Origin of the sequence: Ectopseudomonas guguanensis (genome assembly GCF_900104265.1) — a bacterium.
Taxonomy (GTDB): domain Bacteria; phylum Pseudomonadota; class Gammaproteobacteria; order Pseudomonadales; family Pseudomonadaceae; genus Aquipseudomonas; species Aquipseudomonas guguanensis.
Map to the genome: position 1 here is coordinate 172,785 of NZ_FNJJ01000006.1, position 25,704 is coordinate 198,488.

Below are 25,704 nucleotides of genomic sequence, written 5' to 3' on the forward strand. Positions count from 1 at the left end.
GAGGTAGAGCGAAGCAGGATGCCCGAGCCGAAAGCCTCACCCACGAAGGCCAGCCATGCAGGACAGCGGGCGCCAGGAACTCTATACTCCTGCGCCCGTTTTACCTTTCAGGACACTGCACCATGGCCAGCCATCTCGAACATCACCTCGCCCTGCTCAATCACCTGCGCGGTATCCTCGTCGCGCTGGGCGAAGCCGAACAGGTGCTCGACGACAGCCACGCCCTGTTCCTCGAGCGTTACGACGAGCTGCTCGCCGAACTGCCGCGCGATCCGGTTTCCAGCCAGTACCTGGGCCAGGACCTGATCAGCCAGGTGTTCCACCGCTACCCGCAGATCGCCCATCTGGTACCGCGCGATCTGATGTGGTTCTTCGGCGGCGACTGCCTGCACTTCATGCCGGACGAGGAAATCGCCCTGTACCAGGCTCTCGACGAGCGTCGCTTCGAGGCCGAAGAGAACGACGAACCCTTCGACTGGAATCAGGAAAAGCAACTGCTGGCCCTGCCCACCGACAGCTCCAAGCACTGATCTGCCAATAAACAAAAGGCCCGCACGGTAAACCGGCGGGCCTTCTGTTTTGTGCCTGTACAAACGACGGAAACGAAAACGCCGCTCTATTGAGCGGCGTTTTCGTTTATTTGGAGCGGGAAACGAGACTCGAACTCGCGACCCCGACCTTGGCAAGGTCGTGCTCTACCAACTGAGCTATTCCCGCATAACAGCTTGAAAGTGGCGTCCCCTAGGGGACTCGAACCCCTGTTACCGCCGTGAAAGGGCGGTGTCCTAGGCCACTAGACGAAGGGGACCTGGAACTTCGTTTGAAACCCTGCCGAGGCAGCATTTCGCAATTTTGGAGCGGGAAACGAGACTCGAACTCGCGACCCCGACCTTGGCAAGGTCGTGCTCTACCAACTGAGCTATTCCCGCATAACAGCTTGAAAGTGGCGTCCCCTAGGGGACTCGAACCCCTGTTACCGCCGTGAAAGGGCGGTGTCCTAGGCCACTAGACGAAGGGGACACACCCCGGAACATCAAGCAACTTTCCGGCTTCCTTCGCTCTGCTTCAGAGCTTTGCGCTGGAAGTGGCGCGCATTCTATGGAGGCTTTGGGAGGTCGTCAACCACTCTCTAAAAAATTTTTAAAATCAAAGACTTCAGCCCAGAAATTGACGTACCACTAGGAGCGATGCGAGCAAGCCACTACACTCGGTTGAAAAGATGATTCTCGAGAGGTCCCAAGCAGTGTCCGCACTCGTGATAACCCTGCTGATAGTCGGCGGCATCGCCCTGTTGATGGTGATTGCCTACGTCAACCATGCCGTCGAGAACAGCAAACTGGAGAAAGCCCGCCAGCGTGCCGACCTGCTCGACCGCATTCGTCGCTGCCAGGATATCTCCGAACGCATGCCTGGCCAGCTGATGACGCCCCAGCTCAAGCTGCTACTGGCCCAGCTGCAGCTGCAGGTCAGCGAACGCCTGCTGGCGCTGGACAAGCAGAGCGCGACGCTCAAGGCCGACATCGAAACGCTGCGCACCCAGATCGCCCAGGGCGAATCCATCCCGGTGAAGAACCCGCCACAGCCCATCGCCAACGAAGCCAAGGCCAAGGAGGTGCGCTTTGTCCTGGAAAATCTTCATGCTCTGATCACCGGTTCGGTGCAGAGCGGTCTGCTGCCCGCCAACGAGGGCAAACAGTGGATCGGGCAGATCCGTCAGATGCTGGTGCTGGTACATATCGAGTTCTTCAGCGCGCTGGGCCAGACGGCCCTGCAGCAGAACCAGCCCGGCCAGGCCCGCCTGGCCTTCGAGCGCGGCGTGCAGTACCTGCGCAAGCAACCCGACCCGACCCCTTACCAGGCGCAACTCAAGCGCTTCGAGGAACAACTGGCGCGCGCCAATGCCATGGTCCTCGACAAGAACGCACCCGCGGCGGAAGAACCGAGCCAGTTGACCGAAGGCCTGAAAGACCTGGAAGACGACTGGAAAAAGAAGAACATCTACGACTGAGCGGCGGTAGAACATCGATCGCCCTCGCACGGCCGAACAGGCTGACCGCGCATCAGGAGCTGCCATGAGCATGACCGTTTACGGGGCACCGTTGTCCCCCTTCGTCCGTAAAGTCTGTCTGTGCCTGATCGAGAAAGGCCTGGATTACGAGCTAGAGGTGGTGATGCCCTTCGCTCAGCCGGACTGGTATCGCGAGCTCAACCCGCTGGGCCGGATTCCCGCCTTTCGCGACGGCGACCTCAAACTGGCGGACTCCAGCGTGATCTGTCAGTACCTCGAAGAACGCTACCCCGAGCACAAGCCGCTGTATGGTGAGGGAGCGGAACAACGCGCCAAGGTGCGCTGGCTGGAGAAATACGCCGATTACGAGCTGGCGCCCTGGTGCACCTTCACGGTGTTTCGCAACCGCGTACTTAAGGCCGGCATGGGCCAGCCGTGCGACGAGGAAAAGGTACAGCAGGCGCTCAAGGACAAGCTGCCCAGCCACTTCGACTATTTCGAGGCCACGCTCGGTGAGGCGCCCTACTTCCTCGGTGAGCAGCTATCGATGGCCGATCTGGCGCTGGCCAGCCAACTGGTCAACATGGAGCACGGCGGTGAAATGCTCGACGCCGCACGCTGGCCGAAGCTGACGGCCCACTATCAGCGCATCAAGGCCGGCGAGTCGATGCAGCGGCTGCTGCCGCGCGAGCTGCGCACCCTGGAAAAGATCGGCGCCAAGCGCTGAACACGCCTGCTTCGTAGGGTGCGCCGTGTGCACCTATTGCAAAATCAGCTTCGGCGACGTCTCAAGCCAGCGGTGCGCGCGGCGCACCCTACCGTATCGAGCCTCCCCGTATCGCCAAAGGCGTATTCAGCAGTCGCTGGCGGCCAGGAAGATCGCCGCCAGCGCTTCGATCCCGGCCTGATCCGACTCGGTGAAACGCCCGACCGACGGGCTGTCGAGATCCAGCACGCCGATCAGGCGACCGTCCTTGACCAGCGGCACCACCAGCTCGCTGTTCGACGCACTGTCGCAGGCGATGTGCCCGGCGAAGGCATGCACGTCCTCGACTCGCTGCGTTTGCAGGCTGGCCGCGGCAGCGCCGCATACGCCACGACCGAAGGGAATGCGTACGCAGGCCACCTTGCCCTGGAATGGACCGAGCACCAGCTCGCCATCCTTGACCAGATAGAAGCCAGCCCAGTTCAGGTCGGCCAGTTCGTGAAACAGGAAGGCGGAAAACTGCGCGGCGTTGGCGATGAAATCACGCTCGCCGGACAGTAGCGCCTGCAGCTGCGCACTCAGCAGCGGGTAGCCGTTGAGGTCAGCCCCGGCCTGGGAAAGATCGATCATGTCTGTTGCTCCAGCAGTTGCAGCCCGACCCAGTGACGGGCGAATTGATAGGCGCAGCGGCCATTGCGGTTGCCGCGGCCCAGCGCCCAGCGAATGGCGGCTTTCTCCAGTGCCTCGTCCCAGCTCCAGTTGAGCCCCACCTGACGCGCCTGCACGTCCACCCAGTGGCGCACCACGATCAGGAAGTGCTCCTGGCTGAAGGGATAGAACGACAGCCACAGGCCAAAACGGTCGGACAGCGCGATCTTGTCCTCCACCGCCTCGCTGGGGTGCAGCTCGCCGTCGACTCTCTTCCAGTTCTCGTTATCGCTCTGATGCTCGGGCACCAGATGCCGGCGGTTCGAGGTGGCGTACAGCAACACGTTGTCCGGCGCCTGTTCCAGCGAGCCGTCGAGCACGCTCTTGAGAACCCGGTAGTCGCCCTCGCCCGCCTCGAACGAGAGGTCGTCGCAGAACAGCACGAAGCGTTGCGGCAATCCGGCCAGCAGCTCGACCACACGCGGCAGGTCGGCCAGATGATCACGCTCGATCTCGATCAGGCGCAGGCCGGCCCTGGCGTGTTCGGCGAGCAGCGCACGTACCAGCGAGGACTTGCCGGTGCCACGCGCGCCCCAGAGCAAGGCGTGGTTGGCTGGCAGGCCGCTGACGAACTGCCGCGTGTTGCGCGCCAGTTGCTCACGCTGGGCGTCCACGCCCAGCAGGTCGCTCAACGACAGATCGAGGCTGACCGCCAGCGGCATCAGGTAGCCGCTGCGACCATCACGCACCCAGCGCGCCGCCATGCATGCCTGCCAGTCCAGCTGCGGACGCAGCGCTGGCAGCAACGGCTCGAGACGCTCCAGCACCTGCTCGGCGCGGGCGAGAAAATCCAGCAATCGGGAATCCACGGTCTACTACTCCTTTTGCGCAAAGCCGCACGTTGCAGGCTCTGCCGGTACTGGGTCGCGATCAGCTATGCTTGGCAGGCGCCAAGGATCAGAGACTACGCACGCATTTATGGATATCTCGCTCACCAATCGCCTGTCGTACAAACAGGCCGGCCTGACCGTGCTGGTGGCGTTCATCCTCGGCACCTTGTTGAGCGTCACCCAGGTGGCGATCGATTATGCCAGCGAAGAGGCCTCCATCAACCGCGAGATTCGCGCGCTGCTGGAAATCAGCCACAACCCCGCCGCCCGCATCGCCTACAACATCGACGCCGAACTGGCCCAGGAACTGGTCCTGGGCCTGCTGCGCTCGCCGGCCGTGACCCGCGCCGAGCTGATCGACAACAGTGGCCTGATGCTGGCCAGCGTCAGCCGCCCGCGCAGCGAAAGCCGCTACCGGGTGTTCAGCGACAGCCTGTTCGGCGCCAAGCGCGAATTCCAGGATCCGCTCTACGTCAGCCACGCGCCCGAAGAGGCACTTGGTGTTCTGCGTCTGGAAATCGACACCTACGCCTTCGGCAGCCATTTTCTCAGGCGCTCGCTGCTGACCCTGCTCACCGGTTTCGCACGCAGCCTGCTGCTGTCGCTGATCCTGCTGGTACTGTTCTATTTCATGCTGACCAAGCCCCTGACCGGGGTTATTCGCGCGCTCAGCGAACGCAACCCGCAGGACCCGCAACACCGCCCGGTGCCCTGCCCCAAGGGCCACGAGCGCGACGAGATCGGCATCCTGGTCGAGGTCACCAACCGCCAGCTGTCGAGCATCGCCCAGGAAATCGAGCAGCGACGCAACGCCGAGGACCGCCTGACTCAGTACCTCAGCGAACTGGAAAACATCGTCTCGGCGCGTACTGCCGAGCTCAAGGCCACCAACGCGCGCCTCAGCCAGTCCAACAGGGAACTGGAGGTGGCGCGCACCACCGCGCTGAACATGGCGCAGGCGCGCTCGGCCTTCCTGGCCAACATGAGCCACGAGATCCGCACCCCTCTCAACGGCCTGCTGGGCATGCTGGCATTGGCCCTGGACGGCCCGCTCAGCGCCGAACAGCGTCAGCAGCTGGGCATCGCCCATGACTCGGGCAAGGTGCTGGTGGAACTGCTCAACGACATACTCGACCTCTCCAAGTTCGAGGCCGGCCAGCTGGAGCTGGAAGAAATCCCCTTCGACCTCGGCGTCCTGGCCGAGGAAACCGCCAGCCTGCTGTCGCAGAATGCCTCCAGCGCCGTGGAGCTGACCTGCCTGATCGATCCTGCACTGCCGGCGCAGGTGCTGGGCGATCCGACGCGGGTTCGCCAGATCGTCAGCAACCTGCTGTCCAATGCCCTCAAGTTCACCCGTTTCGGCCGCGTCGACCTGATCGTTGCCTGCAGCGCGGACGGCATCAGCATTCGCGTGCGCGATACCGGCATCGGCATCGCCGAAGACGCCCAGGCGCGTATCTTCCAGCCCTTCGCCCAGGCCGAGGTGGGCATTACCCGCGAGTACGGCGGCACGGGGCTGGGCCTGGCGCTGACGCGGCGTCTTTGCCAGGCGATGCACGGCAAGCTGACCCTGCAATCGAAGGAAGGCTTCGGCAGCGAGTTCTGCGCCGAGCTGCCGCTGCCGGCCCATGCCCAGCCAGCCGCGCAGCCTTCCCTGCAGGGTCAAATCGTGGCCATGACGCCTGCCGGCAGCGGCCTGCAACAGATGCTCAGCCAGTGGCTGCCGGCCTGGGGCCTGAGCTACCGACGCCTGGACACCGATGCCAGCCTGCTTGGCGTGGAGGCCGACCTGCTGATCAGCGACTGCCCCGAATGCCTGCTGGGCATTCGCCCGGCGATCACCACGCCGGTGCTGCTGGTCACGGCCTATGGCAACTTCCTGCCGCATGACCAGGCGCAGCGCCTCATGCCGCTGCTGCAGATCGCCCGCCCGGTGGCGCGCAGCGGGTTGCTGCAGGTCCTGCGACATATCCTGCAGCGGGACGAGGGCAACGTGCACGACGCTGCCCAGGCGCAACCCAGCCGGGAAAGCAAGGCACGCGTGCTGCTGGTCGAAGACAACCCTGTCAACCAGATGGTGGCCAAGGGCATGCTGGCCAAGCTGGGTTGCCAGGTGCTGGTCGCCGGCCACGGCGGCGAAGCGCTGGAAGCGCTGGAACGGGAAGCCGTCGACCTGGTCCTGATGGATTGCAACATGCCGGTGATGGATGGCTACGAGGCCAGCCGGCGCATCCGCAGCAACGGCCGCTGGCCGGAGCTGCCCATCGTCGCCCTTACCGCCAATGCGCTGTCCGACGAGCGCGAACGCTGCCGCGCCGCCGGGATGAACGACTACCTGGCCAAACCCTTCCGCCGCGAAGAGCTGGCAGCCATGCTCGACACCTGGCTGCCTAGCGAGGTCAGCCGCTGAGCCGGGCCAGCAACCGATCCAGGCTGCGCCGCAGCCCTTGAAGCTCCAGCAGATCCTGATCGCCAAACTGGCAGAGCAACTGCGCCTTCAGCGGCGTGACCTGCGCCTGCAGCGCCACACCGGCCGCGCTCAGCGCCAGATGCACCTCACGCTCGTCCGCCTGCGCACGACGGCGCTGCACCAGGCCCATCTGCTCCAGACGCTTGAGCAGCGGGGTCAGGGTGCCCGAGTCCAATTGCAGGCGTTGCCCAAGCGCCTTCAGCGTCGGCTGTTCGGGCGCCCGCTCCTGCCACTCCCACAGCACCAGCATCGCCAGGTACTGCGGGTAGGTCAGGCCAAGGGCATCGAGCATCGGCTTGTAGGCGCGGATCACCGCGCGCGAGGCGGCGTAGAGCTTGAAGCACAGCTGGTTGTCCAGCTGCAGCCCGGCGGTATCGAAAGCGGTCATTTCAGCAGGGCTTCGATCTCGCTGGAGAGCTCCTCCGGCTTGGTGGTCGGAGCAAAGCGCTTGACCACCTGGCCATCCTTGCCGATCAGGAATTTGGTGAAGTTCCACTTGATGCCCTGGCTGCCCAGCAGGCCCGGCGCGCGCTTTTTCAGCTGCACGAACAGCGGATGGGCATCGGCGCCGTTGACGTCGACCTTCTTGAACAGCGGGAAGCTGACGCCGAAGTTCAGCTCGCAGAATTCCGAAATGGCGCCCTCGTCACCCGGCTCCTGCTTGCCGAACTGGTTGCAGGGAAAACCCAGCACCACCAGGCCCTTGTCCTTGTATTGCTGCCAGACGCTTTCCAGGCCCTTGTACTGCGGGGTGAAACCGCACTTGCTGGCTGTGTTGACCACCAGCACGGCCTTGCCGCCGAAGTCGGCCAGGGTCTTCTGCTCGCCCTTGATGGTGGTGATCGGGATATCGAAAAGTGCGTTGCTCATGGGAATCGTCCTGAATTGGCTGGAAGTGACGAATAAAGTAGCGAGCAATTAAATTGCATGCAATTTAATTGCTGCAAGATAAGGTGAGCAGATATCGCACTATTCGTAGGGTGCGCTGTGCGCACCGCGCCCCCCACCATATCGGTCGGTGCGCACGGCGCACCCTACATTGTGGCGGCGCCCAAGGCCTGCACCAGACCGGCCAACTGTGGCGCATCGCCCTGAATACGCACGCACAAGCCATAGCGCATTATCGTAGGGTGCGCTGTGCGCACCGCAGGCCCCCACCATATCGGTCGGTGCGCACGGCGCACCCTACATTGTGGCGGCGCCCAAGGCCTGCACCAGACCGGCCAACTGTGGCGCATCGCCCTGAATTCGTACGCGCAAGCCATAGCGCATTATCGTAGGGTGCGCTGTGCGCACCGCGGCCCCCTACGATATCGGCTGGTGCGCACGGCGCACCCTACATTGTGGCGGCGCCCAAGGCCCGGACCAGCGCGGCCAGCTGGGGCGCATCGCCCTGAATACGCACGCGCAAGCCATAGCGCATTATCGTAGGGTGCGCTGTGCGCACCGCGGGCCCTTACGATATCGGTCGGTGCGCACGGCGCACCCTACATTGCAGCGGCGCCCAACGCCCGGACCAGCGCTGCCAATTGAGGCGCATCACCCTGAATTCGTACGCGCAAGCCATCTGTTTCGCGGCGCATCGGGTAATGCTTACGCAAGCGGTCGAATGCCGCACGACGCGCCTCGGCATCGCCCACCAGGCTGCGACGGAAATCCGCATCGTCGCGGCGCGGGTCGTATACCGCGCGGCACAGGCTGGCCAAAGCCCAGGCCGGGTCGGCGCTGCTGTCGATGCTCACTTCGCTGAGCCAGGGCGCCGGCAGCAAGTCGGCCAGACTCACCTGCTCGGCCACGCCCAGCACGCGGCAGCAGGCCTGGTAGATCTGCGCGGTGCCGCGCAGCTTGCCGTCCAGGCTATAGCCGGCGATATGCGGCGTGGCCAGCTGGCACAGGCTGGCCAGCTCGACGTCGACCTGCGGCTCGCCTTCCCAGACGTCCAGCACGGCCTTGAGATCCGGGCGCTGCGGCAGCAGCGTGCGCAGCGCCGCGTTGTCCACCACCGCACCGCGGCTGGCATTGATAAGCCAGGTTCCCGGCTTCAGCGTCGCCAGGCGAGTCGCATCGAACAGATGGCGCGTCGAGGCGTCCAGCGGCGTGTGCAGACTGATTACGTCGCATTCGTCGATGATCTGCTCCAGGCTGACGAAGTCGCCACCCTCGGCGGCCTGGCGCGGCGGGTCGCACACCCGTACCTGCCAGCCCAAGCCCTGCAAAAGACTGACCAGACGCCCACCGACCTGCCCCGCCCCGACCACGCCATAGACACGCGCAGCCGGGTCAACGCCCTCGCGCTCGGCCAGGGTCAGCACGCTGCCCAGCACGTAATCCACCACGCCGCGGGCGTTGCAGCCCGGCGCGCTGCTCCAGGCGATGCCCGCCTCGGCGAAGTAATCGAGATCCAGGTGGTCGGTGCCGATGGTGCAGGTACCGACGAAGCGCACGCGGCTGCCTTCGAGCAGTGCCCGGTTCACCTGCGTCACCGAACGCACCAGCAGCAGATCGGCGTCGCGCACGTCGGCTGCGCTGATGCCCCGCCCCGGCAGACGGCTGATGCTGCCGAACGCGGCGAAGAACTCATCGAGCAGGGGAATGTTTTCGTCGGCGACTATATGCATGGCGGGCTCCATCGGGCAGGCCGCCATTCTATGCCAGCGTGATCGCCAGCGTCGCCCTGCAGAGCGCCGAACAGAGCCTCACGCCGCACTTTCCTGACCGCTGCGTCAAGGCGTAGACTACGCGGTTTCCTGCTATCCCGAAGAGTCGAAATGTCCACCGACACCCGCCTTGGCCGCGTGCGCACGGAACTGCGCAATCTGCTCATCCTGGCCACGCCCATCATCATCGCCCAGCTGGCGCACACCGCCATGGGCTTCGTCGATACCTTGATGGCCGGGCGCGTCAGCCCGCAGGACCTGGCCGCCGTGGCGCTGGGCAACTCGATCTGGGTGCCGATATTCCTGCTGATGACCGGCATCCTGCTGGCCACCACGCCCAAGGTGGCGCAGCGCTTCGGTGCCGGCGAGGAAGCAGAGATCGGCCCGCTGGTGCGTCAGGCCTTGTGGCTGGCACTGGCCGTGGGTGGCAGTGCCGCAACGCTGCTGTGGAACGCCGAGTTCATCCTGCGCACCATGAACGTCGACCCGGCGCTGATCGCTCCGGCCATGGGCTACCTGCGCGCGGTGGCCTGCGGCTTCCCCGCGGTAGCGCTGTATCACGTGCTGCGCTGCTTCAGCGATGGCCTGGGTCACACCCGCCCGAGCATGGTGCTGGGCATTCTCGGCCTGCTGCTGAACATTCCGGCCAACTACATCTTCATCTACGGCAAGTTCGGCCTGCCAGCCATGGGCGGCGTCGGCTGCGGCTGGGCCACCGCACTGGTGATGGGCTTCATGCTGATCGGCATGCTGGTCTGGGTGAAGTGGGCGCCCTACTACCGTGCCAGCGCGCTGTTCACCCATTTCGAGTGGCCACAGTGGCCGGTGATCAAGCGCCTGCTGAGCATTGGCGTGCCGATCGGCATCGCGGTATTTGCCGAATCGAGCATCTTCTCGGTGATCGCCCTGCTGATCGGCGGCCTCGGCGCCACCGTGGTCGCCGGGCATCAGATCGCCCTGAATTTCAGCTCCATGGTGTTCATGATTCCCTACTCGCTGGCCATGGCCGCGACGGTGCGCGTCGGCCAGGCGCTGGGACGCGGCCGGCCGCGCGAAGCGCGCTTCGCCGCCGGGGTGAGCATGGGCGTGGCACTGGGTTACGCCTGCATATCGGCCAGCCTGATGCTCCTGCTGCGCGAACAGATCGCGCAGATCTATACCCCGGACCAGGCGGTAATCGCGGTGGCAGCGACGCTGATCGTGTACTCGGCCCTGTTCCAGTTCTCCGACGCCATCCAGGTCACCGCCGCCGGCGCCCTGCGCGGCTACCAGGACACCCGCATCACCATGCTGCTGACCCTGTTCGCCTACTGGGGCATCGGTCTGCCGGTGGGCTATGCGCTCGGGCTGTCCGACTGGCTGGGCGAGCCGAGCGGCCCCAGCGGCCTGTGGCAGGGCCTGGTGGTCGGGCTGACCTGCGCCGCAGCGATGCTCACCGTGCGCCTGGCACGCAGCGCGCGCAAGCGCATTCGCCGGGCCGGTTGAGATTGGATAGGTCGGGCATCCTCTCTAGACTGAGCAGATGATCCGACCTGCCCTGCTCCTCTGCTTCCTTCTGATCGCTGGCTGCGGCCCGGCCAACGACGGCCTGGCCCTGCAGAACGATTACCTCGCACGTCTGCAGCGCTCGCTCGATGCGGCCGACGCACCCACTTTCGACAGCCGCAGCGCCAGCCAATATCGTTTGCCGCCACGCCGCGAGCGCCTGCTGGCATTGCCGGAACTGCGCATAGGCCTGCTCGATCTGGTCATCGATGCGCGGCGCTGTCCGCATCTGCAACAGTTGATCAGCCAGCGCAACAGCAGCCTGGGCAAGCAGCTGATGCCCAGCCAGCGCCTGGGCTACGAAGGCGACCTGCTGCGCGCCATCGATGACTGCCTGCCACATCTGCAGGACGACTCCAGCCTCAAGGCCACTCTGCAGCGCCTGGCCAGCGACAAGCGCCAGCAACTGCCAGCGGTGTTCTGGAATGCCCTGAACGGCAGTCCGGAGTTCGAGAACTACCTGCGTTTTGCCGACCCGGCCTTGCCGGTCGACAGCCAGGAAGACAGCGCGGCACTGGACGCCTTGCAGCGGCTGGCCAACATCGGCGCCGGCATACCGGCACAGTTACCACCGAGCGCCGGGGAGTTGGAACCGCTGTTCTTCGCCCTCTATGCCAGCGAACAGGGCGGCCAGCTGATCACCAGCCTGGCCAGCCTGCGCCACACGCTCGATGCCGGCAGCGAAATGCTCGAGCAACGCCAACAAAATCGCCCGCTTTGCCCGCTGGGCCAGGCCACGCCACGCGGGCGCATCCTGCAGAACATCTTCATCAAGTTCTACGCCGGCGGCCTGCAGCCTTATCTGGCACAGGTCGACCAGCGCGGCCAGCAATGGCAGGCGGTGCTGCTGCAACTGCAGCGTATAGAGGGCATTCCGCCTGCTACCGGCGAACATCTGCAGCGGCTGGCTGGCGAGCAGAATTCGCTATGGCAGGATTTCCGTACGGCCACGGCACGGCACGTCAGGGCCTGGCAGACGCTGCTGAACAGCTGCGGTCTGGCACCGGGACAGGCGGGATGGAACAGCGAAAGCTAGCAAACCGTAGGGCGGGTGTAACCCGCCATCGCGACCGACAACATCCGCTATTTGGCGGGTTGCACCCGCCCTACGAGATAACTGTCTAGTCGGCCTTCTTGCGAATCCAGTACAGGTAGGTGCCGTCTTCCTCGGCCTGACCGAGCAGTTCATGGCCGAGAAACACGCAGAACTTGGGGATGTCACGGCGAGTCGAGGGGTCGGTGGCGATCACCTTGAGCAGGCCGCCCGGCGACAGGTCGCGCACCTTGTTGTGCAGCATCATCACCGGCTCCGGACAATTCAGGCCGCTGGCGTCGAGCAGGTCATCGTGGTTGAGGGTCAGGGCTTCGGACATAGGGGGCTCCACAGGCAGGCGCGCATTGTCGCGCAAAGCTGACCTCCAGGTCACCCTGCGCGCACAACCTTGGATGGGCAGCGCATGCCTGCCGACTGCGGCAAAGTGCCTGCGCTCCGGCGAATCATGGAGGGTTCGCACGCCAGCTTCGGGTGGAGCCCAAAGCGACGCGGGAGTCCGGGCCGGACGCATGTCCGCGCCCGGTTCGCTCGTTATTTGCCGTGACGACGCAGATGACAGGTCACTTCCTCACGGTCGTGATACAGCTGCTTGCAGCCGATGCCGACCTTCAGACCGCGCTCGGCCAGCCCCGACTCGATGCGATCGAGCAGGCGCCGCACTTCGGCGTAACGCTGCTTCATCGGCAGCTTGAGATTGACTACCGCCTCGCGACACAGCCCTTCGCCCAGCCAGGTCTCGATCATCGCCGCCGTGCGCGCCGGCTTCTCGACGATGTCGCAGACCATCCAGTGCACCGGATGGCGCGGACGGAAGGTAAAGCCATCGGCGCGCTGGTGCACGACGAAGCCGGAATACATCAGGCTCTCGGCCATCGGCCCGTTGTCCACGGCAGTCACGCGAATCTCCCGATTGACCAGCTGCCAGGTCCAGCCACCGGGGGCCGCGCCCAGGTCGACGGCGGTCATGCCCGGCGCCAGGCGCTGATCCCACTGTTCACGCGGGATAAAATGGTGCCAGGCCTCCTCCAGCTTGAGCGTGGAACGGCTCGGCGCCTCGCGCGGAAACTTCAGACGCGGAATGCCCATCGGCCACATCGCCTGGTTGTCCGCCTCGGCGATGCCGGCGAACACCTCACGGCCGCTCTTGAAGGTCAGCAGCAGGCGCGGCTTCTTCGCGTCGTCCACCAGCTTGCCGGCCTTGAGCAGCGCCTTGCGCAGCGGGGCTTCGAACTTCTTGCAGAAGGTCGAGACTTCCTTGCCCTCGTTGGTATCGACCACTTCCAGCCACAGGCTGCCGCACACCGGATAGTCAACCAGGGCGTCGAGCAACACGCTGATACGATCGCTTTCCGGCAGGCTGACGAAGGCGCCGCGCGCCCACTGTCGGGGGAAGATCAGCTGATTGAAGCGCACGCTGCGCATCAGCCGCTCGCTATCAGCCGCCTCGCTGCAGACGAACTCGGCGCAGGCGCTGCCGGGCTTGGCCCTGGAGTAGCCCGGCACATCCAGACGCGCCGCAAGGTCGCTGATCTCGGCGCAAACCTCCCCTTCGAAACCGGGGCGGCAATGCAGAAACAGGGTATTCATCAAAGGGTCTCCTCGAGGCGCGCATGATACCCGAGACCGGAACCCCGAGCCGCTAAACCTGTCCAGCTACATATGCGCTGTCTGCAGCTACGGACCGGCAAGCTGGCCGCCCCGCGTCGTCGCAACAGACAGGCAGCGCATAACAACCGAAAGGATATGCGCTAGCCAGACCGCCCAAGCCGAACTAGCTTGAAGGTCTGCCGCCATCAGACACAGCCCGAACCGTGCGGGCCCAAGGAGATGTGCAATGCCCTCCCTCGATAGCCTGAACTGCCGCCGCGAACTGAAAGTCGGCGACGCCACCTACCACTACTTCAGCCTTCCCGAAGCCGCCCAGCGCCTCGGCAACATCGACCGCCTGCCCAAGTCGCTCAAGGTGCTGCTGGAAAACCTGCTGCGCAACGAAGACGGCAAGACCGTACAGCCGCAGGATCTGCAAGCCATGGTCGACTGGCTGGACAAGCGCGCCTCCGACCGCGAGATCCAGTACCGCCCGGCGCGCGTGCTGATGCAGGACTTCACCGGCGTGCCAGCGGTGGTCGACCTGGCCGCCATGCGCGACGCCATGGCCAAGGCCGGCGGCGACCCGCAGCGCATCAACCCGCTGTCACCGGTGGATCTGGTCATCGACCACTCGGTGATGGTCGACCGCTACGCCTCCTCCAGCGCCTTTACCGACAACGTCGAGCTGGAAATGCAGCGCAACGGCGAGCGCTACGCCTTCCTGCGCTGGGGTCAGCACGCCTTCGACAACTTCAGCGTGGTGCCACCGGGCACCGGCATCTGCCACCAGGTCAATCTGGAATACCTGGCGCGCACCGTATGGACGAAGGAAGAAGACGGCACCACCCTCGCCTTCCCCGACACCCTGGTCGGCACCGACTCCCACACCACCATGATCAACGGCCTCGGCGTGCTCGGCTGGGGCGTCGGCGGCATCGAGGCGGAAGCGGCCATGCTCGGCCAGCCGGTGTCGATGCTGATTCCCGAGGTGATCGGCTTCAAGCTCAGCGGCAAACTCAAGGAAGGCATCACCGCCACCGACCTGGTGCTCACCGTCACCCAGATGCTGCGCAAGAAGGGCGTGGTGGGCAAATTCGTCGAGTTCTACGGTGACGGCCTGGCCGACCTGCCGCTGGCCGACCGCGCCACCATCGCCAACATGGCCCCGGAATATGGCGCCACCTGCGGCTTCTTCCCGGTGGACGAAATCACCCTCGGCTACCTGCGCCTGTCCGGCCGCCCGGATGCCACCGTGCAGCTGGTCGAGGCCTATAGCAAGGCCCAAGGCCTGTGGCGCGAACCCGGCGACGAGCCCCTGTTCACCGACAGCCTGAGCCTGGACATGGGCAGCGTCGAAGCCAGCCTGGCCGGGCCCAAGCGCCCACAGGATCGCGTCTCGCTGGGCCAGGTTGGCCAGGCCTTCGACGACTTCGTCGGCCTGCAGCTCAAGCCGAGCGCCAAGGAAGAAGGCCGTATGCTCAGCGAAGGCGGCGGCGGTACCGCCGTGGGCGGCGACAAGCAGAGCGGCGAAATCGACTATGAGGACGAGGGTCAGACCCATCGCCTGAAAGATGGCGCCGTGGTGATCGCCGCCATCACCTCCTGCACCAATACCTCCAACCCCAGCGTGATGATGGCCGCCGGCCTGCTGGCCAAGAAGGCGGTGGAAAAAGGCCTGCAGCGCCAACCCTGGGTGAAGAGCTCACTGGCCCCCGGCTCCAAGGTGGTCACCGAATACTTCAATGCCGCCGGCCTGACGCCCTACCTGGAGAAACTCGGCTTCGACCTGGTGGGCTACGGCTGCACCACCTGCATCGGCAACTCCGGCCCGCTGCGCGAGCCCATCGAGAAGGCCATCACCCAGGCCGACCTGACCGTCGCCTCGGTATTGTCCGGCAACCGCAACTTCGAGGGCCGGGTGCACCCGCTGGTGAAAACCAACTGGCTGGCCTCGCCACCTCTGGTGGTGGCCTATGCCCTGGCCGGCAGCGTGCGCCTCGACCTGACCCGCGACGCCCTTGGCACCGGCAAGGACGGTCAGCCGGTCTATCTGAAGGACATCTGGCCGACCCAAAGCGAGATCGCCCAGGCCATCGCCCAGGTCGACACCGCCATGTTCCGCAAGGAATACGCCGAGGTCTTCGCCGGCGACGAAAAGTGGCAGGCGATCGACGTGCCCAAGGCCGACACCTATGCCTGGCAGGGCGACTCCACCTATATCCAGCATCCGCCGTTCTTCGAGAACATTGCCGGCGACCCGCCACGCATCACCGATATCCGCAAGGCACGCATCCTCGCCCTGCTCGGCGACTCGGTGACCACCGACCACATCTCGCCGGCCGGCAACATCAAGGCCGACAGCCCGGCCGGGCGCTACCTGCGCGAGCATGGCGTGGACAAGGCCGACTTCAACTCCTACGGCTCACGCCGCGGCAACCATGAAGTGATGATGCGCGGCACCTTCGCCAACATCCGCATCCGCAACGAAATGCTCGGCGGCGAAGAAGGCGGCAACACCCTGCACGTGCCCAGCGGCGAGAAACTGGCGATCTATGACGCCGCCATGCGCTATCAGGCCGAAGGCACGCCGCTGGTGATCATCGCCGGCAAGGAATACGGCACCGGCTCCAGCCGCGACTGGGCGGCCAAGGGCACCAACCTGCTGGGGGTCAAGGCAGTGATCGCCGAGAGCTTCGAGCGCATCCACCGCTCCAACCTGGTGGGCATGGGCGTGCTGCCGCTGCAGTTCAATCCCGGTACCGACCGCAACAGCCTGAAACTGACCGGCAAGGAAGTGCTGGCCATCGAAGGGCTGGAAGGCGTGGAGCTGCGCCCGCAGATGCCGCTGACACTGGTCATCACCCGCGAAGACGGCCAGCACGAGGAGGTCGAATTGCTATGCCGTATCGACACCCTCAACGAAGTCGAGTACTTCAAGGCCGGCGGCATCCTGCACTACGTGCTCCGGCAGATGATCGCCAGCTGATGCCCCAGCCCTGCCGCCCCGAGCGGCAGGGCTTTGCGTCGAGCCAGGGATGGCCAATGTCGCGACAGAAATGTGACGTCCGTCATAAAGCGATTACACTCGCCAAAAACTGATTCAGCCCTCAACTTTGCCGCTTGCCGGCCGATGACAGGGCATTACAACGACGGATACCTGCCATGCGTAACAACCAGCCGGTCACTCAGCGCGAACGCACCTTCCCCACTCAGCAGCGCCTGATTTCCACTACCGACCTCAAGGGCCAGATCACCTACTGCAACGACGCCTTCGTCGAAATCAGCGGTTTCTCCCGCGAAGAGCTGCTGCGCGCGCCGCACAACATCGTGCGCCATCCGGACGTGCCGCCAGCGGTGTTCGACCACATGTGGACGACCCTGAAAAAGGGCCGGCCGTGGATGGGGATCGTCAAGAACCGCTGCAAGAATGGCGACCATTACTGGGTCAATGCCTACGTCACGCCGGTAACCGAAAACAACCAGGTCGTCGGCTACGAATCCGTCCGCGTCAAACCCACTACCGAACAGGTGCGCCGCGCCGAAGCGCTGTACGCCCGCATCAACGCCGGCAAATCGGCCGTCCCGGCCAGCAACCATTGGCTGCCGGTGGTGCAGGCCTGGATGCCCTTCATCCTGGTCAGCCAGATCGGTTTTCTGATCGGCCACTGGATGGGCAGCAACTGGGGCTTCATCCTCGCCGCCCTGCTCTCCGTGCCGCTGGGCCTGGCCGGCATCGCCTGGCAGACCCGCGGCATCAAGCGCCTGCTGCACATTGCTGATCAGACCACCTCCGACCCGCTGATCGCGCAGATGTACACCGATAGCCGCGGCGCCGAAGCGCGCCTGGAAATGGCCATGCTCAGCCAGGATGCGCGCCTGAAAACCTGCCTGACCCGCCTGCAGGACACCGCCGAACAGCTGACCCAGCAAGCGCGTGAAGCCGACAAGCTGGCGCACAACAGCTCGGCCGGCCTCGAGCGCCAGCGCAGCGAGACCGAACAGGTCGCCACCGCCGTCAACGAAATGGCCGCCACGACTCTGGAAGTGGCCAGCAACGTCGCCCGCACCGCCATCGCCACCCAGGAAGCCAACCGCCTGACCAGCGAAGGCCGCACCATCGCCGCAGAAACCCGCGAAGCCATCCAGCGCCTGTCGCAATCGGTGGGCGATACCGGCGAGACCGTCACCCGCCTGGCCCAGGACAGCAGCGAGATCGGTGGTGTAGTCGACGTGATCAAGGGCATCGCCGACCAGACCAACCTGCTGGCCCTGAACGCCGCCATCGAAGCCGCCCGCGCTGGCGAAATGGGTCGCGGCTTCGCCGTGGTCGCCGACGAAGTTCGCTCGCTGGCCCAGCGCACCGCCGAGTCCACCGAACAGATCCACGCCCTGATCGCCAAGCTGCAACGCACCGCCGAAGAGGCCGTGCTGACCATGGAAATTGGCCGCAAGCAGGCCGACGAAGGCGTCGAACGAGTGCTCAAGGCCGACCAGGCGCTGTCCGGCATCAGCGACTCGGTCGCCAACATCGCCGACATGGCCAACCAGATCGCGGCGGCGGCGGAAGAACAAAGCGCCGTGGCCGACGAGATCAATCAGAACATCACCACCATCGCCCAACTGGCCGACCAGACCGCAGGCGAAGCGCAAAGCACCGCCAAACTCAGCGAAGCCCTGACCAAAACCGCACAGGGCCAATACGCCCTGGTCGAACGCTTCAACCGCTGAAACAAAAGGCGCAGCGCCTCACCGCTGCGCCTTCCCCTCCCCGCCCCGCTTTTGTAGGAGCGAGCTTGCTCGCGATCTCCCTACGCCCTTCCCAACCATCCCCGCTTTCGCGTAATTGCCACTTGCCAGCGGTTATCCGACATGGTGTATAACCTTCCAAACACCCCATCGCCTCGCTACCTCCCGCGAGCTAGAGAGGGATCTTGAAAATGGCCAGGAAGGTTATCCACCAAAACCTCCCGCAGGTTATGCACCATTTGGTGGCTATTTATAGTTATGCATTAGGTGGTCATCGATGCCTTGGTACGCAATAAGAAATGTATATCACTTCGGTACAAAGGAAGATGGCAAGAATATCTTTGAGGAAAGAGTCGTATGCTTTTCTGCCGAGTCAGAAGATGCAGCACATGAATTAGCAGAAGCAGAGTCCGAGGAGTACGTAGAGTCAACTAACTTTGTTAGCCATAGCGAGCAAGTTTGCTACAAGCTCGATCCAGGAGTTTTAATACAAGGGCATGAGGTATGGTCAGAGCTTTTTGAGTCTTACGACTCGCTAGATGTTTTTTATCAAAAACGCTATCTAGACTACCTATACACCCCAGACTAAAAGCGATGGCATCGTGCGCAGCATAACAATTGTATATGGACTCTCCCCACAAGTAGTGAGTAAAGCTTTGCTTTTGCACCTGTCGTCAGCGCGGTTGCATTCGTATATCCGGCCTGTTCTGGGCGCTACCGCCCTGGCCATTCTGTAGTTCGCGCAGCGGGGACCAAGCGTTCAATCGATCACGAGGATCATCATTGTTATCGGCCTTGTTCCGCTGCAGGACTCGCCTGTTCCGACAGTGCTGCTACTCACCACAACCACAAGAAAACCATCACACCTTTACTGATCACCCCCGCCGTCAGGCGGGCTTTACGCTCTGCCAATTGCCATTGAACCGCCGCTCGTGGCACCACACCGCCCAGCAGATCCGCACCAGTTTGCTGGCCAGCGCCACCGCCGCCTTGTTGTGGCCGATCCGTGCTGCCGTCTCCACGGCCCATCGCTGTAACTGCGTCAGCTTTTCAGGTGTACGGGCCTGGCAGCGCTGTGCCGCCAGCAAGGCCGCGCGGGATCCATGGATAAACAAAGTGCGCACATAGACATTGCCCTGTCGGCTGATATGGCCGAGCTTGCGGCTATTGCCACTGCTGAACTCGCGCGGCGTCATGCCCAGCCAAGCGCTGAGCTGGCGACCACTGGCGAACCGTTCGGGCTTACCGACAGTGGCGGTCAGGGCACTGGCGGTCAGCAGGCCAATACCACTGACCTCATCCAGTTTGCGCACGATGTCATCGTCAGCATGCCAGCGCTGAAGCTGCTGTTCGCATTCGGCCATGCACTGTTCATACAGGTTGATCTCGGCCAGAACGATATGCAGCAGACGATTCAGGGACGTGAGTTCAGGCTGGTCAACCAGCTCACTGGCAGCCTGGATGAAGGCTGCGGTCGAGGCCGGCGCTTCGATACCCGCTTCACGAAGCACGCCGCGCAGCAGGTTGATTCGCTGGGTGCGACTCTTCTTCCAGGTTTCACGTAGCCCGTGCAGTTGCTGAAGCTGTTGCTGATCGTGGCTCTTTACCGACACGGGATGAATATCGGTGCAGCGCGCCGCTTCCAGCATGGCGTCGCAGTCATTGCGGTCGGTTTTGTTGCGACGGCGATAGGGTCGCACGTAGCGAGGATGCAGCAGCTTCACGTGATGACCGAGCGATTGCGCCAGCCGCCCCCAATAGTGCGCTGTGCCACAGGCTTCCATCACCCACTCGACCGGTTCGACCTGCTCCTGTATATATCGCCGTAACGCCTCTCGGTTCAGCCGCTTGCGCTGCACCACCTGGCCGGAACGGACACACTCGGCAACTTGGTAAACGGACTTGGCCAGATCAACTGCGATGCGCTTCATGACGAAACTCCCAATTTCAGTCACCACCGTTCTCGGTATAGAACTGCGGCGCGGGGAGAGTCCATTACAGCATTCAAATCACTCGCTCCGCTCGCTGGGACGGGCTAAAGCCCGCCCCTTAACCAAACGTTATGCACACCAAGGACTCAGCGTGCGCGCAGCTCTAGTTTTCATCCTGACAGTAATTTTCAGCCAGTTTTCTTTTGCTGACTCACAAGACCTTAGATCAGAAGAAAAAGAGTGTGGCGAACGCATGTCTTATAAAGAGATATCTAGCTGCTTCTCTACCCTTTACAAAAAAGCGGATCAAGAGCTAAATGACCAATACTCAAATTTGAGCAACTCTCTTGACCTTGAGAATAGAAAAAATTTAGTGGCCGCACAGCGGCTATGGGTAAAGTTCCGAGACGCTGACTGTGCTTTTTACGAACCACGAAAAGAAAGCGACAATTTAGTTTCTTCTGGTCGCAGCATCTGCCTTACACGCAGAACACTTGACAGACTTGAGCAGCTAGAAAGTTACAATTTCAGAAAAGGCTGTAACGGCTGTGCGTGGTAGTGCGCATAACAACTGTATATGGACTCTCCACACAAGTAGTGAGCAAAGCGTTGCTTCCGCACCTGTCGTCGGCGCGGTTACATTCGTATATCCGGCGTTTCATTGGACATCGCCTTGGCCATTCTGTAGTTCGCGCAGCGGGAGCCAAGCGTTCAATCAATCACGGGGATCAGATGTTGGGGTAACCGACCTGCTGGCGTTGATCCCTGACGAGCTTTGAGCGCTGGCCAAGCGCCTATCGCGCCTTGGCCTTCTCCAGCCTCAAAGCCCCGCCAGCTCCAGCCAGTGCGCGTAGAAACCTTCAGCGACGCGGTTCAGCGCGCTGACCTTCTCGTTCAGGCCTTCGCGCATTTCGGCGACGCTCTGCTGGCTGGGCTGGCTGGCATCGAGCAGATGCGCCCAGTCGTCGAGCCACAATTCGACCAACTCTTCAGTCATTTCCGGATGGCCTTGCAGGGCCAGTACCTTGTCGCCCCAGGCGAACGCCTGGTTGTCACACCAGCGGCTGCTCAGCAAAGGCTGGGCACCGTCAGGCAGCGCGAAGGTGCGCCAGCCAGGGGCTGCCGGAGGACTCCGCACGCCGCTGCATGCACTGCCAGCCAGCTTCGGTGTAAGGCATACGCTGGACCGCAACGCCGAGCGCCTTGGCCAGCAGTTGGCCGCCCAGGCAGTGGCCGATGATGGGAATGTCACGCGCGATGAAACGCTGCAGCGCAGCCACTTCGTCGGCTATCCAGGGCAGCGGGTCGTTGACGCTCATCGGCCCGCCCATCACCGCGACCGCCTTGGGTCGTTCCAGGTCGTAACCGTGCAGTTCGCCCAGATCGACGCGCAGCACGTCGAAGCTACAACCGCGGGCCTGCAGCACCTGCGCCAGGTGGGCTGGCGGGCAATAATCGATATGAGTCAGGATCAGAACATCGGCCATGGCTACCTCCGCCGCGCAGTCTGCGCGGGAAGGATTGGCAAGTCGAGGTGGGCTGGGAGTTGAAGCCACCGGCCGGACAGCCGGCCGATGGTCTGTGTCGACGAATGCCGCTGCATTCACCTTTAACGCATGGCTGACGCTTTCACCTCCTGCGTGACGCCCCAGCCATCCATCTTGCCGCCCAGCGGGACGACGATGGATTCCAGGTCATGTTCGAACTCGCCGATACCGGCATGGGTGGCGTACATCACTTTGCTGATCTGCAGGTGCCAGACGCCGTCCTCGCGGGCGGATATCTGAGCGTTGAGCGACTCGCCGCGAAAGTTTCTGGCTGCCATTCTGGCCCGTTCTTCATCGGGGAAAATGGCGTAGAACTCGATCGGGTGAAACTGGGCGAAGTCGAATCCCCCTTCTTTCATCCGACGCAGCACAGAAGTGCTGGAGTCTTCGTGGAAGGCTGTGCTCATAAACGACCCCCTCTCAGGCTATGGATGGATTAACCGCTTTCCCAATGCAACCGTCCCAAGGACGGTGTCGCGGCCCTGCCGAACGTCTCTAAAAATGGAACTTAGAAACACCCGGACGGCGCCGCCCCGAGAATCGAGCAGCTGCTCGACGTGTCTACTGCAAGCGTATCGACGACTGCCCGGCAGAGCGCCGGACTGAAACCGTCTCTTCGAGGATAGCCGGTGAGCGAGGGTTTCGCGTCATGCAGAAAGCCTTTGTGACAAAGCCGGCGACCAGCGGCAATTGGCCAGCCCAGAGGAGGCGCAACGAACTAGCGGCGGCTTAGCCAGCCCATCAACAGCCGGTTGACCCAGCCCGGCGTGATCTGCCCGAGATTGAACAGCAACCCGAACTGCAGGCCCACCGGGCGATGCACGCGACGGGCGTGGGCCTGTTTCCAGGCTGCCTCGGCGATCTGCTCGGCCTCCAGGCGCACGCCCAGTCGCTGCATCACCGCAGGACGCTGCGCCTGGCTACGAACCATCGGTGTGTTGACGAACGGCGGTATCAGGTCGCCGACGCGAATGCCGTGCTCGCGCCATTCCAGCTCCAGCGCCTCGGTCAGCCCGCGTACGGCGAACTTGCTGGCCGAGTAGCTGGCCAGCTGTGGTACGCCATAGAGCGCCGAGGCCGAGCCCATATTGATCACTTGCGCCTCTGGCGTGACTTTGAGATAGGGATAGGCCGCATGGCAAAGATTGAGCACGCCGAGCACATTGATCTCTACCAGGCGTGCATGCTGCTCCAGCTCGATATCAGCGAAAGCACCGGTGCGCAGAATGCCGGCGCCGTTGAACAACAGGCGCAAGCGACCGCCACTTTGCGCGCAGAAGTCGGCCAGCGCGGTTTTCACCGCTGCGCCATCGACCACATCCAGCGGCGCATGCCAGGCGCCGCCCAGCTCGGCGGCCAAGGCTGTCAGCGCCCTTTCATCGACGTCGAGCAAGCCGACGCGCCAGCCGCGCGCATGGAACAGCCGCGCGGTGGCGGCCCCAATGCCCGATGCAGCGCCGCTGATGAGCATGTTGTTCATCACACACCCTGCTCACGAAGAAAGGCCACCACGCGGGCGATGGCGTAATCCGCAGCGCGCAACATGCCGACATGTGCCTGAAACACATGCCACAACCCTGGATAGCGCTCCAGGCGCACATCCACTGCGGCCGCCTTGGCGCGTTCGGCCAGGCGCAGGCTGTCATTCAGCAACAACTCGTCTTCGCCCACCTGGATCAACGTCGGCGGCAGTGGGCTGAGGTCGGCGAACAGCGGCGACAAACCCGGATCGTCGCGCGGCAGGTCGGCGGGGCAATACAGCTCGGCAGCCTGTTCGATCCAGCGCGGGTGGATCAACGGGTCGCCGGCCGGCGGCTCGTGCATCTGCTCGCCGGTGAAATCGGTGGCGGGCGAAAAGCACACCAGTGCGGCAGGCGCCGGCAGGCCGAGCTCGATGATGCGCAGGCAGCCGACCAGGCTCAGGTTGCCTCCCGCCGAGTCGCCGCCAATGGCGATCTGTTGGGGCCTATAGCCTGCCTCCAGCAACGCCTGATAGGCCGCCACCACATCATCGCGCGCCGCCGGATAGGGATGCTCCGGGGCCAGACGGTAATCCAGCGCACAGACCTCCAGGGCGCCGCGCTTGGCCAGGCTGGCACAGATGCCCCGATGCGTGTCCGGCCCGCCGATCATGAAGGCGCCGCCATGCAGATAGAGCAGCACGCCGCCGTTGCTGGCAGGCGGCCAATGCCATTCGCAGCGGCGCCCGGCCAGGGTATCGGCACTGCGCGTTACGCCGCGTGGCGTCAGGGTGATGGTGGTGAGTGCACGCAGCACCCGCCGCTGCCCGGCCACCGGCATCGGCGGCCGCACCAGGCCGCGGAAGAACAGGCGCAGAAAGCCGCGCAACAGGCCACGCAGCAGCATCTGCTCGGCGGCTGGGGCTTTGAAGTCAGCGGACGCAGTCATAGTCGGCAAGCTCCGGTGTACGGGTCATGAGGCGATAGGTGAAGGTGAAGCCCGGCCAGTTGTTGGTGTTCTTGCCGGTAGCGGTCTTGTACCAGCTGTCGCACCCCTGCTCCCATATCGTTCGATGAGTCGCCTGCTGCAGCTCTGCGTTGTAACTACGCTGCAGCGTCGGGCGCAGGTCGAGATAGCGTAGCCCCTGTTCGCGCAGCGCCTGCAGGCAGCCCATCACGTAGGCGTACTGGCTCTCCAGCATATAGAGAATGGAGTTGTGGCCGAGGTTGGTGTTCGGCCCGTAGAGCAGGAACAGGTTGGGAAAGCCGCTGACGCTGATGCCCTTGTAGGCCTCGGCGCCATCGCGCCAGGCCTGGTTCAGGTCCACGCCATCGAGGCCGCGAATGCGCATCGGCGCGAGAAAATCGGTGGCGGTGAAACCAGTGCCGTAGATCAGCACATCGCAGGGATGCTCGCGGCCATCGGCCGTCACCAGCGAATGCTCGCGCACCTCGCGGATCGCCGCGTCGACGATCTCGACATTCGCCTTTGCCAGCGCCGGGAAGTAGTCGTTGCTGATCAGGATGCGCTTGCAGCCCATGGGGTAGTCCGGCTGCAACTGGGCACGCTTGCCGGCATCGGGCATCTGCCGCCGCAGGTGGCGGGTGAAGCTGTGACGGAACAGGCGCATCAGCCAGGGAAAGCGGATGAAGGCGACTGCCCGCGCCTCATGGTGCAGGTACTGCAGCAGGCGGTCAGCGCGTTGCAGCAGGGGCAGACGCTGTTTCAAGACGATTTCCCAGGGGCGATAACGGCGATCCGGCTTGGCCAGCACATAAGCGGCCGAGCGCTGGAACAGGCTCAGGCTGGCGACTTTCGGCTGGATCTGCGGCACGAACTGGATCGCCGACGCGCCGGTGCCGATCACCGCCACGCGTTTGCCGCTCAGGTCGAGATCATGCCGCCAGCGCGCCGAATGAAAGGCCTCGCCACGAAAGTTCTCCAGCCCGGGCAACTTCGGATAGGCCGGGCGATTGAGCTGGCCGCAGGCACTGACCAGGGCCTGCGCCTCGATCACCTCGCCACCTGCCAGCTCGACCCGCCAGATGCCGCGCACGGCGTCGAACTCGGCGCCCTGCACTTCGCTGTTCAGGCGGATATGCGGGCGTAGCCGGTGCTTTTCCACGCACTGCAGGATGTAGGCGTGGATTTCCGCCTGCGGGGCGAACTTGCGCGACCAGTCGTGCTTGGGTTCGAAGGAGAAGGAATACAGGTGCGAAGGCACATCGCAGGCGGCGCCCGGATAGCTGTTGTCGCGCCAGGTACCGCCGACCTCGCCGGCCTTTTCCAGCAACAGGAAGTCGTCCTCACCGGCCTTGCGCAGCTGCATGGCCAGGCCCAGGCCGGCAAAGCCACTGCCGATGATCACTACGCGCCAGGGCGCCTTCGTACGGGGGTTGTTGTGCATTGTGGTCTCCCCGACCTTGGTGAGCGATGAGCAGATGCTACTTG

The 25,704-nt window shown here is 63.7% G+C and carries 22 protein-coding genes, 4 tRNA genes and 1 pseudogene; 10 read left to right on the forward strand and 17 right to left on the reverse strand.

Annotated elements, in window-relative coordinates; all coding sequences use genetic code 11:
• The first annotated feature begins 122 nt into the window (after window positions 1–122).
• Window positions 123–530, forward strand: a complete 408-nt coding sequence (locus BLS61_RS10820; RefSeq protein WP_090430674.1) for a PA2817 family protein — start codon at window positions 123–125, stop codon at window positions 528–530.
• 111 nt (window positions 531–641) lie between these two features.
• On the opposite strand, the gene BLS61_RS10825 is transcribed toward BLS61_RS10820, so the two are convergent.
• From BLS61_RS10825 to BLS61_RS10840, 4 genes are all read right to left on the reverse strand, one after another.
• A tRNA-Gly gene (locus tag BLS61_RS10825) sits at window positions 642–717 on the reverse strand.
• 15 nt (window positions 718–732) lie between these two features.
• A tRNA-Glu gene (locus tag BLS61_RS10830) sits at window positions 733–808 on the reverse strand.
• 45 nt (window positions 809–853) lie between these two features.
• Window positions 854–929 (reverse strand) — tRNA-Gly (locus BLS61_RS10835).
• Window positions 930–944: 15 nt separating this feature from the next.
• Window positions 945–1,020 (reverse strand) — tRNA-Glu (locus tag BLS61_RS10840).
• Between the two features lie 223 nt (window positions 1,021–1,243).
• Between BLS61_RS10840 and BLS61_RS10845 the strand changes: the two genes are divergently transcribed.
• Both BLS61_RS10845 and BLS61_RS10850 read left to right on the forward strand, forming a co-directional pair.
• On the forward strand, window positions 1,244–2,008 hold the full coding sequence (locus BLS61_RS10845; protein WP_208598793.1) for a hypothetical protein: 765 nt from the start codon (window positions 1,244–1,246) through the stop codon (window positions 2,006–2,008).
• 64 nt (window positions 2,009–2,072) lie between these two features.
• Window positions 2,073–2,735 (forward strand): glutathione S-transferase family protein, encoded by a 663-nt coding sequence (locus BLS61_RS10850; RefSeq protein WP_090430676.1) that lies wholly within the window; start codon window positions 2,073–2,075, stop codon window positions 2,733–2,735.
• Window positions 2,736–2,861: 126 nt separating this feature from the next.
• Here BLS61_RS10850 and BLS61_RS10855 read toward each other — a convergent pair whose 3' ends face one another.
• Entirely contained in the window at window positions 2,862–3,344 is a 483-nt protein-coding gene (locus tag BLS61_RS10855) for a GAF domain-containing protein (protein ID WP_090430678.1), read from the reverse strand.
• Complete coding sequence (locus tag BLS61_RS10860; RefSeq protein ID WP_090430679.1) at window positions 3,341–4,231, reverse strand: ATP-binding protein; 891 nt, start codon at window positions 4,229–4,231, stop codon at window positions 3,341–3,343. Before BLS61_RS10860 ends, BLS61_RS10855 begins: the two co-directional genes overlap by 4 nt.
• A gap of 67 nt (window positions 4,232–4,298) precedes the next feature.
• On the opposite strand from BLS61_RS10860, the gene BLS61_RS10865 reads away from it, so the two are divergent.
• Window positions 4,299–6,662, forward strand: a complete 2,364-nt coding sequence (locus tag BLS61_RS10865; protein ID WP_376782576.1) for a response regulator — start codon at window positions 4,299–4,301, stop codon at window positions 6,660–6,662.
• Here BLS61_RS10865 and BLS61_RS10870 read toward each other — a convergent pair.
• The 3 genes from BLS61_RS10870 to pdxB all read right to left on the reverse strand — a co-directional run bounded on the left by BLS61_RS10870 (window position 6,652) and on the right by pdxB (window position 9,340).
• Window positions 6,652–7,110 (reverse strand): MarR family winged helix-turn-helix transcriptional regulator, encoded by a 459-nt coding sequence (locus BLS61_RS10870; protein WP_090430684.1) that lies wholly within the window; start codon window positions 7,108–7,110, stop codon window positions 6,652–6,654. The two genes, BLS61_RS10865 and BLS61_RS10870, sit on opposite strands and share 11 nt — an antisense overlap.
• Entirely contained in the window at window positions 7,107–7,592 is a 486-nt protein-coding gene (locus BLS61_RS10875; RefSeq protein WP_090430686.1) for a glutathione peroxidase, read from the reverse strand. The genes BLS61_RS10870 and BLS61_RS10875 overlap by 4 nt, the downstream gene beginning before the upstream one ends.
• A 617-nt stretch (window positions 7,593–8,209) precedes the next feature.
• Window positions 8,210–9,340: a 4-phosphoerythronate dehydrogenase PdxB gene (gene pdxB / locus BLS61_RS10880; protein ID WP_090430688.1), complete on the reverse strand. Its 1,131-nt coding sequence runs from the start codon at window positions 9,338–9,340 to the stop codon at window positions 8,210–8,212.
• 150 nt (window positions 9,341–9,490) lie between these two features.
• Between pdxB and BLS61_RS10885 the strand changes: the two genes are divergently transcribed.
• Window positions 9,491–10,864, forward strand: coding sequence for an MATE family efflux transporter (locus BLS61_RS10885; RefSeq protein ID WP_090430690.1), 1,374 nt, complete (start codon window positions 9,491–9,493; stop codon window positions 10,862–10,864).
• A 37-nt stretch (window positions 10,865–10,901) separates the two neighbouring features.
• Window positions 10,902–11,960, forward strand: a complete 1,059-nt coding sequence (locus tag BLS61_RS10890; protein ID WP_090430692.1) for a DUF3080 domain-containing protein — start codon at window positions 10,902–10,904, stop codon at window positions 11,958–11,960.
• An 85-nt stretch (window positions 11,961–12,045) separates the two neighbouring features.
• Here the strand turns inward: BLS61_RS10890 and tusA are convergent, their stop codons facing one another.
• Together tusA and rlmM are read right to left on the reverse strand one after the other, a co-directional pair.
• Window positions 12,046–12,297 carry a sulfurtransferase TusA gene (gene tusA / locus BLS61_RS10895; protein ID WP_003460892.1) on the reverse strand — a complete coding sequence of 84 codons (252 nt, stop codon included), beginning with the start codon at window positions 12,295–12,297 and terminating at the stop codon, window positions 12,046–12,048.
• Window positions 12,298–12,509: 212 nt separating this feature from the next.
• Window positions 12,510–13,565 carry a 23S rRNA (cytidine(2498)-2'-O)-methyltransferase RlmM gene (gene rlmM / locus BLS61_RS10900; protein ID WP_090430694.1) on the reverse strand — a complete coding sequence of 352 codons (1,056 nt, stop codon included), beginning with the start codon at window positions 13,563–13,565 and terminating at the stop codon, window positions 12,510–12,512.
• Window positions 13,566–13,812: 247 nt separating this feature from the next.
• On the opposite strand from rlmM, the gene acnA reads away from it, so the two are divergent.
• From acnA to BLS61_RS23420, 3 genes are all read left to right on the forward strand, one after another.
• Window positions 13,813–16,554, forward strand: coding sequence for an aconitate hydratase AcnA (gene acnA, locus BLS61_RS10905; RefSeq protein WP_090430696.1), 2,742 nt, complete (start codon window positions 13,813–13,815; stop codon window positions 16,552–16,554).
• A gap of 176 nt (window positions 16,555–16,730) precedes the next feature.
• Window positions 16,731–18,296 (forward strand): methyl-accepting chemotaxis protein, encoded by a 1,566-nt coding sequence (locus BLS61_RS10910; RefSeq protein WP_090430698.1) that lies wholly within the window; start codon window positions 16,731–16,733, stop codon window positions 18,294–18,296.
• A 295-nt stretch (window positions 18,297–18,591) separates the two neighbouring features.
• Complete coding sequence (locus BLS61_RS23420; protein WP_139205548.1) at window positions 18,592–18,903, forward strand: DUF4288 domain-containing protein; 312 nt, start codon at window positions 18,592–18,594, stop codon at window positions 18,901–18,903.
• Window positions 18,904–19,201: 298 nt separating this feature from the next.
• Here the strand turns inward: BLS61_RS23420 and BLS61_RS10915 are convergent, their stop codons facing one another.
• Complete coding sequence (locus BLS61_RS10915; RefSeq protein WP_090430700.1) at window positions 19,202–20,245, reverse strand: IS110 family RNA-guided transposase; 1,044 nt, start codon at window positions 20,243–20,245, stop codon at window positions 19,202–19,204.
• Here BLS61_RS10915 and BLS61_RS10920 point away from each other — a divergent pair.
• Window positions 20,244–20,804 (forward strand): lysozyme inhibitor LprI family protein, encoded by a 561-nt coding sequence (locus BLS61_RS10920; protein WP_167358715.1) that lies wholly within the window; start codon window positions 20,244–20,246, stop codon window positions 20,802–20,804. The genes BLS61_RS10915 and BLS61_RS10920 overlap by 2 nt on opposite strands.
• A gap of 261 nt (window positions 20,805–21,065) precedes the next feature.
• Here the strand turns inward: BLS61_RS10920 and BLS61_RS10925 are convergent.
• The 5 genes and pseudogenes from BLS61_RS10925 to BLS61_RS10945 form a co-directional block, all read right to left on the reverse strand.
• Window positions 21,066–21,732: pseudogene (locus tag BLS61_RS10925) on the reverse strand (type 1 glutamine amidotransferase).
• A 122-nt stretch (window positions 21,733–21,854) separates the two neighbouring features.
• The gene (locus BLS61_RS10930; RefSeq protein WP_024307795.1) at window positions 21,855–22,199 is read right to left on the reverse strand and encodes a ribonuclease E inhibitor RraB; all 345 of its coding nucleotides are present in this window, start codon (window positions 22,197–22,199) and stop codon (window positions 21,855–21,857) included.
• A gap of 311 nt (window positions 22,200–22,510) precedes the next feature.
• Window positions 22,511–23,272 carry an SDR family oxidoreductase gene (locus tag BLS61_RS10935; RefSeq protein WP_090430702.1) on the reverse strand — a complete coding sequence of 254 codons (762 nt, stop codon included), beginning with the start codon at window positions 23,270–23,272 and terminating at the stop codon, window positions 22,511–22,513.
• Window positions 23,272–24,201 carry an alpha/beta hydrolase gene (locus BLS61_RS10940; RefSeq protein WP_090430704.1) on the reverse strand — a complete coding sequence of 310 codons (930 nt, stop codon included), beginning with the start codon at window positions 24,199–24,201 and terminating at the stop codon, window positions 23,272–23,274. The genes BLS61_RS10935 and BLS61_RS10940 overlap by 1 nt, the downstream gene beginning before the upstream one ends.
• Entirely contained in the window at window positions 24,185–25,660 is a 1,476-nt protein-coding gene (locus BLS61_RS10945) for a flavin-containing monooxygenase (RefSeq protein ID WP_090430706.1), read from the reverse strand. Before BLS61_RS10945 ends, BLS61_RS10940 begins: the two co-directional genes overlap by 17 nt.
• Window positions 25,661–25,704: the final 44 nt, after the last annotated feature.

Bases quoted from the DNA above. Each gene is read 5' to 3' on its own strand.
- BLS61_RS10820 (WP_090430674.1), top strand. From the start codon at position 123: ATGGCCAGCCATCTCGAACATCACCTCGCCCTGCTCAATCACCTGCGC.
- BLS61_RS10850 (WP_090430676.1), top strand. From the start codon at position 2,073: ATGAGCATGACCGTTTACGGGGCACCGTTGTCCCCCTTCGTCCGTAAA.
- BLS61_RS10855 (WP_090430678.1), bottom strand. From the start codon at position 3,344: ATGATCGATCTTTCCCAGGCCGGGGCTGACCTCAACGGCTACCCGCTG.
- BLS61_RS10865 (WP_376782576.1), top strand. From the start codon at position 4,299: ATGCTTGGCAGGCGCCAAGGATCAGAGACTACGCACGCATTTATGGAT.
- BLS61_RS10870 (WP_090430684.1), bottom strand. From the start codon at position 7,110: ATGACCGCTTTCGATACCGCCGGGCTGCAGCTGGACAACCAGCTGTGC.
- BLS61_RS10875 (WP_090430686.1), bottom strand. From the start codon at position 7,592: ATGAGCAACGCACTTTTCGATATCCCGATCACCACCATCAAGGGCGAG.
- pdxB (WP_090430688.1), bottom strand. From the start codon at position 9,340: ATGCATATAGTCGCCGACGAAAACATTCCCCTGCTCGATGAGTTCTTC.
- BLS61_RS10885 (WP_090430690.1), top strand. From the start codon at position 9,491: ATGTCCACCGACACCCGCCTTGGCCGCGTGCGCACGGAACTGCGCAAT.
- BLS61_RS10890 (WP_090430692.1), top strand. From the start codon at position 10,902: ATGATCCGACCTGCCCTGCTCCTCTGCTTCCTTCTGATCGCTGGCTGC.
- tusA (WP_003460892.1), bottom strand. From the start codon at position 12,297: ATGTCCGAAGCCCTGACCCTCAACCACGATGACCTGCTCGACGCCAGC.
- rlmM (WP_090430694.1), bottom strand. From the start codon at position 13,565: ATGAATACCCTGTTTCTGCATTGCCGCCCCGGTTTCGAAGGGGAGGTT.
- acnA (WP_090430696.1), top strand. From the start codon at position 13,813: ATGCCCTCCCTCGATAGCCTGAACTGCCGCCGCGAACTGAAAGTCGGC.
- BLS61_RS10910 (WP_090430698.1), top strand. From the start codon at position 16,731: ATGCGTAACAACCAGCCGGTCACTCAGCGCGAACGCACCTTCCCCACT.
- BLS61_RS23420 (WP_139205548.1), top strand. From the start codon at position 18,592: ATGCCTTGGTACGCAATAAGAAATGTATATCACTTCGGTACAAAGGAA.
- BLS61_RS10920 (WP_167358715.1), top strand. From the start codon at position 20,244: ATGACGAAACTCCCAATTTCAGTCACCACCGTTCTCGGTATAGAACTG.
- BLS61_RS10915 (WP_090430700.1), bottom strand. From the start codon at position 20,245: ATGAAGCGCATCGCAGTTGATCTGGCCAAGTCCGTTTACCAAGTTGCC.
- BLS61_RS10930 (WP_024307795.1), bottom strand. From the start codon at position 22,199: ATGAGCACAGCCTTCCACGAAGACTCCAGCACTTCTGTGCTGCGTCGG.
- BLS61_RS10935 (WP_090430702.1), bottom strand. From the start codon at position 23,272: ATGAACAACATGCTCATCAGCGGCGCTGCATCGGGCATTGGGGCCGCC.
- BLS61_RS10940 (WP_090430704.1), bottom strand. From the start codon at position 24,201: ATGACTGCGTCCGCTGACTTCAAAGCCCCAGCCGCCGAGCAGATGCTG.
- BLS61_RS10945 (WP_090430706.1), bottom strand. From the start codon at position 25,660: ATGCACAACAACCCCCGTACGAAGGCGCCCTGGCGCGTAGTGATCATC.